Origin of the sequence: Bradyrhizobium sp. AZCC 2262 (assembly GCF_036924535.1) — a bacterium.
GTDB lineage: Bacteria > Pseudomonadota > Alphaproteobacteria > Rhizobiales > Xanthobacteraceae > Bradyrhizobium.
In genome coordinates this window covers 6,978,392-6,990,824 of record NZ_JAZHRT010000001.1, presented here as the reverse complement: position 1 = coordinate 6,990,824, position 12,433 = coordinate 6,978,392, and the positions used below count along the sequence as shown (strand labels likewise).

At 63.7% G+C, this 12,433-nt stretch carries 11 protein-coding genes; 9 read left to right on the top strand and 2 right to left on the bottom strand.

All coding sequences use genetic code 11. The annotated features are described in order from the left end of the window. The first annotated feature begins 39 nt into the window (after positions 1–39). Entirely contained in the window at positions 40–774 is a 735-nt protein-coding gene (locus tag V1283_RS32785) for an N-acyl amino acid synthase FeeM domain-containing protein (RefSeq protein ID WP_334390752.1), read from the top strand. A gap of 325 nt (positions 775–1,099) precedes the next feature. Continuing rightward, complete coding sequence (gene pal / locus V1283_RS32780; RefSeq protein ID WP_334390751.1) at positions 1,100–1,591, top strand: peptidoglycan-associated lipoprotein Pal; 492 nt, start codon at positions 1,100–1,102, stop codon at positions 1,589–1,591. A gap of 120 nt (positions 1,592–1,711) precedes the next feature. Here pal and V1283_RS32775 read toward each other — a convergent pair whose 3' ends face one another. Further along, positions 1,712–2,557, bottom strand: coding sequence for an alpha/beta fold hydrolase (locus tag V1283_RS32775; protein ID WP_334390750.1), 846 nt, complete (start codon positions 2,555–2,557; stop codon positions 1,712–1,714). 200 nt (positions 2,558–2,757) lie between these two features. Here V1283_RS32775 and ybgF point away from each other — a divergent pair, with 200 nt between their 5' ends. The 6 genes from ybgF to V1283_RS32745 all read left to right on the top strand — a co-directional run bounded on the left by ybgF (position 2,758) and on the right by V1283_RS32745 (position 10,583). After that, a complete protein-coding gene (gene ybgF, locus V1283_RS32770) occupies positions 2,758–3,876 on the top strand; it encodes a tol-pal system protein YbgF (RefSeq protein WP_334390749.1) in 1,119 nt (372 codons plus the stop codon). Between the two features lie 50 nt (positions 3,877–3,926). After that, on the top strand, positions 3,927–4,961 hold the full coding sequence (gene tilS / locus V1283_RS32765) for a tRNA lysidine(34) synthetase TilS (RefSeq protein WP_334390748.1): 1,035 nt from the start codon (positions 3,927–3,929) through the stop codon (positions 4,959–4,961). A gap of 277 nt (positions 4,962–5,238) precedes the next feature. Next, positions 5,239–7,161 (top strand): ATP-dependent zinc metalloprotease FtsH, encoded by a 1,923-nt coding sequence (gene ftsH / locus V1283_RS32760; protein ID WP_334390747.1) that lies wholly within the window; start codon positions 5,239–5,241, stop codon positions 7,159–7,161. Positions 7,162–7,243: 82 nt separating this feature from the next. Further along, positions 7,244–7,765 (top strand): DUF2867 domain-containing protein, encoded by a 522-nt coding sequence (locus tag V1283_RS32755; protein ID WP_334390746.1) that lies wholly within the window; start codon positions 7,244–7,246, stop codon positions 7,763–7,765. A 205-nt stretch (positions 7,766–7,970) separates the two neighbouring features. Next, positions 7,971–9,128, top strand: a complete 1,158-nt coding sequence (locus tag V1283_RS32750; RefSeq protein ID WP_442895900.1) for an ABC transporter substrate-binding protein — start codon at positions 7,971–7,973, stop codon at positions 9,126–9,128. 231 nt (positions 9,129–9,359) lie between these two features. Further along, a complete protein-coding gene (locus V1283_RS32745) occupies positions 9,360–10,583 on the top strand; it encodes a glycosyltransferase family 87 protein (protein ID WP_334390744.1) in 1,224 nt (407 codons plus the stop codon). 50 nt (positions 10,584–10,633) lie between these two features. Here V1283_RS32745 and V1283_RS32740 read toward each other — a convergent pair whose 3' ends face one another. Beyond that, positions 10,634–11,443 carry a sialate O-acetylesterase gene (locus tag V1283_RS32740; protein WP_334390743.1) on the bottom strand — a complete coding sequence of 270 codons (810 nt, stop codon included), beginning with the start codon at positions 11,441–11,443 and terminating at the stop codon, positions 10,634–10,636. A gap of 292 nt (positions 11,444–11,735) precedes the next feature. Between V1283_RS32740 and V1283_RS32735 the strand changes: the two genes are divergently transcribed. Next, positions 11,736–12,410, top strand: coding sequence for a TetR/AcrR family transcriptional regulator (locus tag V1283_RS32735; RefSeq protein ID WP_108514149.1), 675 nt, complete (start codon positions 11,736–11,738; stop codon positions 12,408–12,410). Positions 12,411–12,433: the final 23 nt, after the last annotated feature.

The window sequence follows — 12,433 nt, the reverse complement described above, 5'->3', positions numbered from 1 at the left end:
TGCTCGTAGAGGTTGCTTGGAAGCGTTAGGAGTTGCAGCATGAGGTCCCCGGCCGAAGTTAATACGGCCTTTGGACGGAGTTCGGACCTGTTGGATCAAGTCGACTATCGTCTAGCGCAAACACCGGAAGAAAAAGAAGAAATCTACAATCTTCGCTACCGTGCCTATCTTCGCGAAGGGGCTGTCAAGGAATCTCCCGCGCAGCGTGTCACCGATCAGTATGACGACCTGCCGAATTCCTGGACTTTTGGCGTCTACCTGTTCGGGGAACTCTACAGTTCCGTTCGCATCAGCGTGCTGACCTCGGAATGGCGGGAGTCCTGTTCGGCGGAGGCATTCGGCGAAATTTTGTATCCCCGGCTCGATCGGGGCGAGGTCATCATCGATCCTGCGCGTTTCGTCGCCGACCCTGACAAGATCAAACGGTTCCCGGAACTACCCTATCTGACGCTGCGGCTCGCCTATATGGCTTGCGAATATTTCAACGCCGATCTCGGGCTGGCGATCGTGCGTGCCGAGCACCAGGCGTTCTATCGCCGCGTGTTCCTGCACGAAACCATTGCCAAGCCCCGCATGTTCCCCGGCCTGCTCAAGCCGGTCGGGCTGATGGCGGCGGATTTTCCGGCGATGAAGGAAAAGGTCTTCGAGCGCTATCCGACGATGCGATCGACCGCATTCGAGCGGCGGATGTTGTTCGAGCGCGGCGGCCGGGCCGCACGGCCTGCCCGTGTCGCCGCGGCATACGAGCGGGCCTCGATCGCCCCGAATTCCTGAACCGGGCGGGCGGCGGGCAGAATCACTCCCTCCGGCCCGTGTCGGCTTTCCTCCGCGCCCGGCGAAGCTATGCTGCCTCGCAGGGCGGCGTATATAGCCCCGGTGCCCATGACAAAGCCCCAAATCTGGCAATTTGGGACCGGTGCGCGCTTGCCTTCACCATCGCGCCACATTTACGAACCATTAACTATCGCGGTCGCTTTTCACGGTTCGTCGGCATTTGATCGGGTCTGGCAAGGTTCCATCAAGGTTGACGGAACGTTCGCTTAACCATCGACCTGTAGACCGGATGACAGTCGAAAAACGTGAGCGTGGAGGCTCCGGAATGAAATATCAGATGCGTATCCTCCAGGGATGGAAGCTGGCGGCTGTGGTCGCGGTGGCGCTGTCGATGGGCGCCTGCGCCAAGAACAACCTCGGCGCCGATGGCGCGATGGCGAGTGCCGCAACCCCGGGGAGCCAGCAGGATTTCGTGGTCAATGTCGGCGACCGCGTGTTCTTCGAGAGCGACCAGACCGATCTGAGCCCGCAGGCGATCGCCACGCTGGAGAAGCAGGCGCAGTGGCTGCAGACCTACAACCGTTACTCCTTCACCATCGAAGGCCATGCCGACGAGCGCGGCACCCGCGAATACAACATCGCGCTCGGCGCACGCCGCGCCCAGTCGGTGCGCAGCTACCTCGCCTCGCGCGGCATCGATGCGAACCGCATGCGCACGATCTCCTACGGCAAGGAGCGTCCGGTGGCTGTCTGTAACGACATCTCCTGCTGGTCGCAGAACCGCCGCGCCGTCACGGTGCTGAACGCCGGCGCCTGAGCGTTCGGACTTTCGCAGAGCTTCAAAACCGGCGTCTTCAGACGCCGGTTTAACTGCATTTTAAGTATTTGAGCCAAGTGGATACTGGCGTGCCTTAAGAAGGCACGGCAAGAAGTTAATCTAGCGCCTCAGGAAGTCGCGGATCGCGGCCAGCGTGCGTTCGGGCGCGTCTTGAATGCAGGCGTGCCGGCAGTCAGCGAACCGTTCGAACCGCACCAGATGCGGCGGCAGCGCAGATGCGATGTCGGCCTGGCTCTCGATCGGGTGAATGGGATCGTCTTCGCCGCCGAGTACCAACGTCGGACACTGAATGCGATCCAGGTCGGGGAAGAAGTTGAAGCTGTGGCTCTCGCCGCCGGGCCTGGCGAACCATTGCAACACCTCCGGCCGGTTGACGGCGCGGCGTGCCATGTCCGGATCGCGCGGGACGCGCGTGTAGTGCGGTATGACCAGCCGCGCCCAGGCGTCAACCGAGGCCTGATCGGGATGACCCCGTTGTTCCAGAAGGCGCCGCCGTGCCAGCGCGCCGACTTCCGGGCCGCCGAAGCGTTCGAACAGTTCCACACGGCGCTCCAAATATTCGCCGCCGGCGGCTGCGGTACTGATGAGGATCAGCCGGGAAGGATGATCCGGATGGCGCGTGGCGTAGGCCAGTGCGACCATGCCGCCGAACGACGCGCCCAGCACGATCGGGTCGACGATGCCGAGCGCGTCGCAGAATGCGCGCACGTCATCACCCCATTGCGCCAGGTTCCAGCTCGCTTGCGGGCCGTCCTCACTGCGGCCGTTGCCGCGGTGGTCGAGATAGACGATCTGTGCGACGTCGGCCAAGGCCGAGTAGGCCGGTCGGTAGATCGAGTGGTCGGCGCCGGGGCCGCCATGAAGCATCAGCAGGACAGGCTTTTCCCGCATCACCGGCCCGTCGGGGACGAATTTCGCGCCCTCGACATCGAAGAACAGCCGCACTCCGTTCACAGATACGTGCATGAGCGGGCTTCCCTCGATTTGTGAATGGTGCGTCGGACGGGCGGCTTGTCTTGAAGGGGATGCTAAACCATACCCGAATTCCGCGAACCGAATCGGAAATGCCAGTCACAATTCTGGCGTACTCCCTCTCTCAATGTGTTCTGCTTTCGTTTGACACGCGATTTCGTCGTCAGGGCAAAATGTCATCCAGATTCCTCAATGCTGTCAGTGCCGCGGCCGTCATCGCGATGCTGGGCTTGTCTACGCAGTCCTCGCTCGCACAGATCACGTTTCCGTGGGAGCGTTCTCCGCAAGGTGCCCCGCAGGCTCCGGCCCAGTCCGACGACGCCGACCTGGAAATGCGGATCCAGCGGCTGGAAAACCAGCTTCGGCAACTGACCGGCCAGAACGAGGAACTACAGTACCGTAACCGCCAGCTCGAGGATCGACTGCGCCAGCTTGGCGCCGCACCGCCGGCGCCGGGTGGCCAGCCGCCGCAGCCCAGCGTGGCCGCGGCGCCGCCTCCCGTTCAGTCCGGCCCGCCGCAGGGGCAACAGGGCTATCCGCAACAAGGTTATCCGCAGCAGGGGCCTCGCCAGCAGCAGGGCTATCCGCAGGCCCAGCCCGGCTACGACCAGCAACCGCAGATCGCCTCGCCCGCGCCGATCGCACAGGACCCGGCAGCTTCGCAGGCGGGCGGCCGCCGCCGCGGCGACGCCTTCGACCCCGGCCAGAACCCCAACGCCCCCGGCGCGCCGCGCGCGCTCGGCGGCGGCCAGATGCCGGTCTCGAATGAAGCTTCCGTCGGCGCCCCGGGCGGCCGCGCGCCTGGCGAGCCGCTCAATCTCGGCGGGCCGCCGCCCGCTGCAGCCGCACCGCCACAGCGCGGCCCCGGGCCCGGCGCCAGCGCCGCGCTTACCACGTTGCCGCCCGGCGCCACGTCGAAGGACGAATTCGATCTCGGCATCGGCTACATGCAGCGCAAGGACTATGCGCTGGCCGAAGAGACCATGAAGAACTTTGCGCAGAAATATCCGAGCGATCCGCTGATCGCGGATTCGCAATACTGGCTCGGCGAAAGCTATTTTCAGCGCCAGCAATATCGCGACGCCGCCGAGGCGTTCCTCGGCGTGACCACCAAGTTCGACAAGTCGGGCAAGGCGCCCGACGCCCTGCTGCGGCTCGGCCAGTCGCTGGCGGCGCTGAAGGAAAAGGAAGCCGCCTGCGCCGCGCTCGGCGAGGTGACGCGGAAATATCCGCGCGCATCGGCCGGCGTCAAAGCCGCCGTCGATCGTGAGCAGAAGCGGGTTAAGTGCTAAAGCGAAAGCCGGTCGAGGCCTCTATCGGCCTCGAATAGACTGGCGATGCCATGCCTGACGACGACCACGCGCCGATCTCGGTACAGCAAGCGAAGGATCTGTTCGCACATTGGAAGGCCGCGCCCGCGCTCGTGTTGGCGGTGTCCGGTGGTCCCGACTCCCTTGCCCTGATGTGGCTTGCCGCCCGCTGGCGCCGTGCGCTTCCGCGCGGGCCGCGATTGATCGCCGTCACCGTCGACCATGGCTTGCGGCGTGAGGCCGCGCGCGAGGCGCGCGACGTCAAGCGTCTCGCACAAGCGCTCGATGTGCCCCATCGCACGTTGCGCTGGACCGGAGCCAAACCGAGCACAGGCTTGCCGGCCGCAGCCCGTGCCGCGCGCTATCGCCTGCTGGCGAAGGCCGCGCGGGCGAGCGGCGCCACGCACATCCTGACGGCGCATACCCGCGACGACCAGGCCGAGACGCTGTTGATGCGGATACTGCGCGGCAGCGGCATCGCCGGTCTCGCGGCGATGGCGCGCGAGACCGAGCGCGAGGGCGTGTGGCTGACGCGGCCGTTGCTCGACGTTCCGAAATCCAGGCTCGTTGCGACGCTGGGCAAGGCGAAGATCGCATTTGCCGACGATCCCACCAATCGCGACATGAGATTCACGCGGCCGCGGCTGCGCGCGTTGATACCGGCGCTGGTCGAGGAGGGCGGCGACAGCCGAAATTTGGCGCGGCTGGCAACAAGGCTCGCGCGGGCGAATGCCGCGATCGAAGTGCTGGCCGACGGCGCCGAGCGCTATCTCGCCTTGAGAGATCGCGATGATGCCTCGCGGTTCGGATTCGACGCTCGCGCATTTGCCGATCTGCCCGAGGAGATCCGCCTTCGGCTGCTCAAGCGCGCGATTGACCGGGCTGGACACGAAGGGCCTGCGGAACTCGGCAAGGTCGAGGCGCTGCTGGCGGTGCTGGACCGGGCCATTGCGAATGGCGAGAGGCAGACAAGGCTGAAACAGACGTTGGCCGGGGCGGCGATCAGCCTGTCGAAGGGGCGAATTCACGTCGATCCAGCACCGCCGCGGAGGGGTAATCGGGCATAAGAGGCGTCCACATACCGCAATATCCGCAATATCCGCTTATATCGGCACCAAGAGCCTTAACCACCTCGGAAAAACCCCGGCCTTTGCGTCATTTTTTGTCCGGGAATCTCGTTAAGATGCGTTAAATAGTCCCGTGTGGTTCCCTTGGCATTGACCCGGGCGCCACCTAGATTGGGGTGCAGTGGACCGGGGATTCTCGCCACACTACCCAAGGAATATTCTAGGGTTACTGCCAAGGACATAGGGCCGCGATCCGCGCGACCACGAAGGAAGATCAATGAACGCCAATCTGCGCAACTTCGCCCTCTGGGTCATCATTGTCCTGTTGCTGTTGGCATTGTTCACGCTCTTCCAGAATCCGGGTCAGCGCACGTCCTCGCAGGACATCTCGTTCTCGCAGCTGTTGAGCGAGGTTGACCAGAACCGCGTGCGCGACGTCGTGATCCAGGGACCGGATATCCACGGCACCTTCACCAACGGCTCCTCTTTCCAGACCTATGCGCCGAACGATCCGACGCTGGTGAAGCGTCTGTATGACGGCAAGGTCTCGATCACCGCGAAGCCGCCCGGCGACAACGTGCCGTGGTTCGTCTCGCTGCTCGTCTCCTGGCTGCCCTTCATTGCGCTGATCGGCGTGTGGATCTTCCTGTCGCGCCAGATGCAGGGCGGCGCCGGCAAGGCGATGGGCTTTGGCAAATCGCGCGCCAAGATGCTGACGGAGGCCCATGGCCGCGTCACCTTCGAGGACGTCGCCGGTGTCGACGAGGCCAAGCAGGACTTGCAGGAGATCGTCGAGTTCCTCCGCGATCCCGGCAAATTCCAGCGCCTCGGCGGACGCATTCCGCGCGGCGTGCTGCTGGTCGGTCCTCCCGGCACCGGTAAAACCCTGATCGCGCGTGCGGTCGCGGGCGAAGCCAACGTGCCGTTCTTCACCATCTCGGGTTCGGACTTCGTCGAAATGTTTGTCGGCGTCGGCGCCTCCCGCGTCCGCGACATGTTCGAGCAGGCCAAGAAGAACGCGCCCTGCATCATCTTCATCGACGAAATCGACGCGGTCGGCCGTCATCGCGGCGCCGGTCTCGGCGGTGGCAATGACGAGCGCGAACAGACGCTCAACCAGTTGCTGGTCGAGATGGATGGCTTCGAGGCCAATGAAGGCGTGATCCTGATCGCGGCGACCAACCGTCCTGACGTGCTCGATCCGGCGCTGCTGCGTCCCGGCCGCTTCGACCGTCAGGTCGTGGTGCCGAACCCTGATGTCGTCGGCCGCGAGCAGATCCTGAAAGTTCACGTTCGCAAGGTGCCGCTGGCGCCGGATATCAACCTCAAGACCATCGCGCGCGGCACCCCGGGCTTCTCCGGCGCCGACCTGATGAACCTCGTCAACGAGGCCGCGCTGACGGCTGCCCGCCGCAACAAGCGGATGGTGACGCAGGCCGAGTTCGAGGAAGCCAAAGACAAGGTGATGATGGGCGCCGAGCGCAAGTCGCTCGTCATGACCGAGGAAGAGAAGCTGCTGACGGCCTATCACGAGGGCGGCCATGCCATCGTCGGCCTCAATGTCGTCGCGACCGATCCGATCCACAAGGCGACAATCATTCCGCGCGGGCGTGCACTCGGCATGGTGATGCAGCTGCCCGAGCGGGACAAGCTGTCGATGTCGCTCGAGCAGATGACATCGCGGCTCGCGATCATGATGGGCGGCCGTGTCGCTGAAGAACTGGTCTTCGGCAAGGAGAAGGTTACGTCCGGCGCCTCTTCCGATATCGAGCAGGCAACGCGACTGGCGCGCATGATGGTGACGCGCTGGGGTCTGTCCGAAGCCCTTGGCACCGTGTCCTACGGCGAAAACCAGGACGAGGTGTTCCTGGGCATGTCGGTATCCCGTACCCAGAACGCGTCGGAAGCCACGGTTCAGAAGATTGACACCGAGATCCGGCGCTTTGTCGAAGAGGGCTATAACGAAGCCACGCGAATCCTTACCGAGAAGCGCCAAGACCTCGAAACCCTGGCGAAAGGCCTGCTCGAGTTCGAGACGCTGAGCGGTGACGAGATTCAGGACCTGCTCAACGGCAAAAAGCCCAACCGCGAGTCGGTGCTGGAGCCGAGCACGCCGCGCGCCTCCGCCGTGCCGCCGGCCGGCAAGCCGCGCCCGCGTCCCGATCCGGATCCCGGCCTGGAGCCGCAGCCGCAGGCGTGAGCCGGGTTGCTATCGGACTGAGTTAGAACGGGCGCATCATGCGCCCGTTCTGTTATGGACGTCCGCCTGACGGGGGACCGGCATGCACGTGGTCGAATGCGAACTTCCGCCAGTGAGCGCGCTGGGCAAGGACGAGATCAGCAAAGCCTATTTCCACGATTCATACCGCGTGCCGCTGACACGTCCGGGGCTGACAATCGTTGAAATCTTTTTTGCGTTGTTCGGCCATTCGCCGCGCTGGATGAAGGCGTTGTTGATCACCCGCAATGCCATTGCCAGATGCTTTGGACTGGAAGCACCGACCGTCGCCGAAATTCTCAAGCCTGCGATGCGCGCCAGCTACAGCGTTGGCGACAAGATCGGTCCGTGGCCGATTTTCTTCATTGGCGACAATGAGATTGTCGCGGGTCGCAACAACAGGCACCTCGACTTCAGGCTCTCGGTGCTTCGGTTGAGGGATAACGATGCGGAGAGCGTCGTCGTTTCGACGATTTGCTCGGTGCACAACCTCTCCGGCAAAATCTATCTGTTCTTTATCGTGCCGTTTCACCGGACCGGCGTCCAATCGCTGCTGGCCAATGCGGTGGCTGCGAAGCGGCTGTGAGTAGCGGCTGAAACTGCTGATCCCTTGCGTCTGAACCGGCATGATTAGGGTTGGCGTCGGTCGCGGCGTCATGGCATGTTTCCGCTCGCCGGAACGAAATACCGGCCGCTCCGCGCGCCCTTAAGCGCGGCTGACGACACAAGGGGGAGGGAAGCCGATGCGTTTCGTCACGGGGGTTGTCGCGCTAGGCGCCGTCGTTTGTCTGATGCTGCCTGTGGCTGCGATGTCGGCCGAAATGCGCGGCGTCACCGCGACCGAAATCAGGATCGGCCAGACCATGCCCTATAGCGGGCCAGTGTCGGCGTTCGGCGCGCTCGGCAAGGGCGAGGTCGGCTATTTCAAGATGGTCAACGAGCGCGGCGGCATCAATGGCCGCAAGGTCAATCTGATTTCGCTCGATGACAGTTACGCGCCGCCGAAGACCGTGGAGCAGACGCGCCGGCTGGTCGAGAGCGACGAGGTCGCGTTGATCTTCTCCTCGATCGGCACTGCGCATAACACCGCGATCGCGAAATACCTGCAGGGCAAGAACATCCCGCAATTGTTCCTGGCCTCCGGCGCTTCGAAATTCGCCGACATTGCGCAATTCCCGCAGGCCACCGTGGGTGTGCAGGCGCCGTTCCGCTACGAGGCACGGCTCTATGCGCGTTATGCGCTTTCGAAAAACCCGAACGCCAGATTCGCCGTTATTTCGCAGAACGACGATTACGGCCGCGATTATCTGGCAGGGCTGAAGGACGTGCTTGGCGACAAGTACGATTCCGTTGTCACCGGCGCGACCTATGAAATTTCCGATCCGACCATCGACTCCCAGATCGTGAAGCTGAAGGCCTCCGGCGCCGATGTGTTCGTGATCGCGGCAACGCCGAAATTCGCCGCGCAATCGATTCGCAAGGCGTTCGAGATCGGCTGGCGGCCGATGACGTTCCTCTCCAACGTCGCAGTGTGGATTTCGACCGTGATGGAGCCGGCGGGCGTCGAGGCCGGCACCGGCATTCTCTCCACCGCCTATGTCAAGGATCCCGACGATCCCGCCTGGAAGGACGACCCCGGCGTCAAGGCCTGGCGCGAGTTCATGATCAAATACGTTCCCGACGGCGACCTGCACGACACCAATTACGTCAACGCCTATAACAGCGCGATGGTGCTGGAGGCCGTGCTGAAGGCCTGCGGCAACGACCTGTCGACCGAGAATATTTTAAGGCAGGCCTATTCGATCAAAGACCTGGAACTGCCGATGCTGCTGCCTGGCATCAAGGTCAATACCGGGCCTGCCGACCATGTGCCGGTAGATCAGATGCAGTTCATGCGCTTCAACGGGAAAACGTGGGAGCGTTTTGGGGAATTGCAGACGGGGAATTAAGAGCCGTCACTGACGGTCGTCCCTGCGAACACAGGGGACCCATAACCACCGACGCTGATTGTTTGTAGCGTCTAACCGGTCGTCACATTAGACGGTATGGGTGCCTGCGTTCGCAGGCACGACGGGAAAAACCGCCGTTGCCGCGCTAAAACTTAAGATTTCCTCAATTCGGCCCGGTCTATTGCTTTGGGGGCGTGCGCCTTGGGACAGGCGCCCGGGCAAGGATCTCGCATGACCGCCTCTCTTTCCACTCTCAGGCCCGCACCGGAGCAAACCGCAATTCCCACGTGGCTCGTCAGGGTCTGCCTGGTGCTGGCGGTTGTGAACGTGACCCTTTGCGGGGTGGCGTATTCCTCGCACTGGTGGGTTTACGATCCGAACGGCCTCGGCATCCCGACTGATTTCATCAACGTCTGGGCGGCCGGCCGTCTGGTGCTCGATGGCCTCCCGGCGCAGGCCTATGACTGGGACATCCAGAAGCAGGTCGAGGTCGCAAAACTCGGCCAGGATTTTGTCGGCTACTTCGCCTGGCACTATCCGCCGCCATTCCTGTTCGTCGCATCCTTGCTGGCGCAGCTTCCCTATCAGCTCGCCTATATCGGCTGGGTCGTGGTCAGCTTTCTGCTCTTTCTTGTCGCGATGCGTGCGATCGTCGGCCACGCCTTCGGCTATCTGCTCGCGCTCGCCATTCCGATGGCGTTCATCAATGCACTGGTCGGGCAGAACGGATTCCTCACCGCGGCGCTGATCGGCGGTACGCTCTATCTGATCCCGATACGGCCGGTACTGGCAGGCATCTGCCTCGGGCTTTTGACCTACAAGCCGCAATACGGGCTGCTGTTTCCGATCATGCTGATCGCAGGGGGGCATTGGCGCGTGTTCATCAGCGCCGGCGTAACGGCAGTCGTGCTGGCCACCGCTTCCTGGCTCGCCTTCGGCATCGAGAGCTGGCTGGCGTTCTTCCACTGGATGCCGAAATTCTCGCAGGCGTTCCTGACCGAAGGCAAGGCCCCATGGTGGAAGCTGCAAAGCATCTTCTCGATGGTGCGTTACTTCGGCGGCAGCGAACCGCTCGGCTGGGCATTCCAGTGGGTTCTCACCGCCTCGGTGGCCGTGGTGCTGGCGCTGGTGTGGCGAAGCCGCGTGCCCTACACGCTGAAGGCCGCAGCGCTTGCCGCCGGCACGCTGCTGACCACGCCCTATCTCTTCATGTACGACATGATGGTGCTGGCGATCCCGATCGCCTTCCTGGTTCGCATCGGATTGAAGACCGGTTTTCGCGCCTACGAGCTTCCGGCGCTCGGCGCCGTCGCGGCTCTCATCGGCTGCTACATGTTCACCGGTATTCCGACCGGCCTTGGCGCCACGCTTGTCGTGTCCATGCTGATCCTGCGCCGCGCCGGATCGTGGTGGCGGCATGAGCCGGCGCCAAGACTTGTCGCGGCAGGGGCGTGAACGGCACGAGGCGATGCCGGCGCCATCGCGCCCGGCGCTTTAAATCACCGCTATTTGATGAACGCCGCCCACAGGGCTGCATTTGCAAGCGTACCGGCCTCGTTCATGTGGCAGCCGTCCGGACTGCGGCCTTCATTTCCGATCGTGTCGGTGTCGGGTCCCGGTCGGATGTTCAGCGCTTCATCGACCGCAGAGAGTTGACCGGCGCGTACCGCCGCAATGTTGTTCGGCCCGACATAGTCGCATTTTGCGCTACGCGACAGATAGAAGGGCGCATCGAGGCCGGCCGCGCGAAATCGCTTCACGAGCTGATGCAGCAGCGAAGCATACTCTTCGGCCGTCGTCGTCGATACCGCATCCGTTTCCCCCTGCTGAAACAGAATATGCGTCGGCGTCAGCCCCGCCGCCTTCAGCTTCGCGATGCCGTTGGTGATCAACTCGGCACCCTCGTTGTTCAGGAAGGCGAGCGATGCCCCACCCCTGGCGAGGGGGACGAGAATCACGCGATCGTAGCGTCCGGCCTGGATCAGGATGTCGCCGAGACGCGTTGCAAAGCTCCCGCCGATGCCGTCGGTGCCGAGCAGGGGATCGACTGCGGCGAAGCATTTGCCGGTCGCGGGATCGAAATTGTCGACGACCTCACGCGCTGAGTGTCGCGCGCTTCCGAAGTTCGCCGCGTTGCTCTGGCCGTGCACGACGATGATGGCCGTCTTGCCGGATATCGGGCCGCACGGCCGCTCGTTTCGCGCTGGCAGCGCCATTGCGGAAAAATCGGTGTGGGGAGTCGCGGGTGTCACGAGCTTGTAGCCGATCGTGCCGATCAGCACCCCACCCAGCAGGAACGCTACTTTACGCCGCAATGGAATGGTCTCCGGATAGAAGCTCGGTTCTCGTCGGAGCCGGACGGCATCCTGCGATGGCCGCATTCAGGCAGGGCGCACAATCGGAGGCTGCCCTTTCGGCAAGCTAGTGGATCGGCGTTGCGATCCTGTTAACGGTTCGGAAAGTCTTGAAACCGTCTTGTCATCAGGCGTGAATAGTTGTTCACTTCTTCAAAGCGATGAGTGCGCTTGTCGCTCAAGACGTTGAAGGTGTGCGCGTTCTGGCAGGCTCCACGGGGCTCGAGGGCGCGCCGGGGACGGAAGACGCGCCATGGTCTATCGGCGAACCCATCAGGTCGTAAAGCGGCTGGCGGCGCGGCGTAGCGCCATCTTGGCGGCGGCGCGGGACGCTGCGGCCGAGGGCGGCATGGCGGCGGTGCAAATCGCCCCGGTTGCGGTCCGCGCCAATGTCGCGGCTGGTACCGTCTACCGCTACTTCCCCTCCAAGGCCGAACTCATCTCCGAACTGATCGCCGAGGTATCGCGCGACGAACTGGCGGCGATCCGCCGCGCGGCCGATGCCGCTCCAGGGCCATCCTCGGCGCTCGCCGCCGCCGTCACCACCGTTGCCGTGCATGTGCTGTCGCAGCGCAAGCTCGCCTGGGGCATTCTGGCCGAACCTGTCGATGTCGACGTCTCGGTGTCGCGGCTTGCCAGCCGCCGCGAAATCTCCGGCGAGATTGCCGCCAGGATCGATGCCGCGGTGCGCGCCGGCCATCTGCCGGCGCAGGACACGGCGCTCGCCGCCACCGCGCTGCTCGGCGCGCTGCATGAATCGCTGGTCGGTCCGCTGGCGCCCGAGAACCTGGATGATTCCGCGAAGCTGCGCGACGCCGTGCAGACGGTCACGTTGTTGGCGCTGCGCGCCGTCGGTGTGATGGATGCCCGCGCCCGCGGCCTCGTGGTGCAGGCGGTGCTGCCGGCCAAGGCGCTGGTCGGTGCCTGAACTCACCGCTGCTCGACACGACT